The organism is Thermogutta sp. (assembly GCF_014359955.1).
GTDB lineage: Bacteria > Planctomycetota > Planctomycetia > Pirellulales > Thermoguttaceae > Thermogutta.
This window is the reverse complement of sequence record NZ_JACIYL010001083.1, coordinates 1-1,115: the sequence shown is the minus strand read 5'-3', so window position 1 is coordinate 1,115 and position 1,115 is coordinate 1. Positions and strand designations below refer to the sequence as shown.

The 1,115-nt window shown below is 58.6% G+C and carries 1 protein-coding gene and 1 pseudogene; both read left to right on the top strand.

The window, feature by feature from the left end:
* Positions 1 to 594: pseudogene (locus H5U08_RS19530) on the top strand (hypothetical protein); the annotation flags it as partial.
* Positions 595 to 858: 264 nt separating this feature from the next.
* On the top strand, positions 859 to 1,115 hold a 257-nt coding region (locus H5U08_RS19525), incomplete at its 3' end, for an archaeosortase/exosortase family protein (protein ID WP_366494938.1).

Here is a 1,115-nt window from a genome sequence, read left to right as displayed (position 1 = left end):
CTTCGCACGGCCGGTGTCGAAATTGTGGACACCTATCTGATGGACGGTCGATCGGTGGGTCATAAAACTCCGAATCGCTTCGATCGCGTGTTACTGGACGCCCCGTGTTCATCGGAGGCGCGGTTCCACGTCATGGAGCCGGAGTCGTACGCCCGCTGGAGCCTCCGAAAAATTGCCGAGTGCTCGCGCAAGCAGCGGGGATTGCTGGTGTCGGCCGTGAAAGCAGCCAAGCCGGGTGGTCTCATTGTGTACTGTACCTGTTCGTTCGCACCCGAGGAAAATGAGGCCGTTGTCGATCACACCCTCAGAATATTGCCAGACGAACTGGAGGTCATTCCTGTTTCGCTTCCGATTTCCAACTGGACGCCGGGGCTTACGGAATGGGAAGGTCAGAGTTTTCTGCCGGAAGTGGCCAGGTCGGTGCGGATCCTTCCCACTTCGGAGATGGGAGGCTTCTTCCTGTGTTGTCTCACCAAGCGGAAACCGTCCGCTGTGACCCGAGACCGGCTAAGTTCCCGGCGATCGGGAAAGGAACGCGATCGGCAGCATTTTAAAGAAACAGGTTGGGACGACGGAGGGGAGGAAAGCTGGTAAGTTTCTTCATCTAATCAACGGGGCGCTCTTCGCACGCACCAGTCAACCTCGGATAGACCATGAGATGCCGACGGTGGAGGCTCGGTCGGGAAGGTGGGTTTCCGCTCGCGTTGGCGATCGCAGCTCTTCGGTCGTCGCCGCTGGCTTTCCTTCTTGCCAACAATGAGTGTGCCAACTACCGTGATAAATGGGCTTGTGTCGTGAAAATTGGGTGATGACCGTGGATAATCGCCGTTGAGCAGTTGGGCACGCGGAAAACGACACGTGGTGGAAGCAGCACCAAAAACGATCGAAAGCTGGCGGCCGTGGTTGCTTGGGATTCTGTTGGCCCTGTTGACCTGGGCCTACTGGAACGCCCTTTCCGAGGCGGCTATTTCCTGGCGCGGCGAACAATACTCCCATGGGGCGCTCATGCCGCTTGCTGCTGTAGCCGTTTTGTGGCTGCGGCGGCTGGGTGGTAAAGCCGATTGGCGTCCCAAGATGCCCGGTGAGCTGGGACGTGTCGTTGCTGCGGGGGGCTT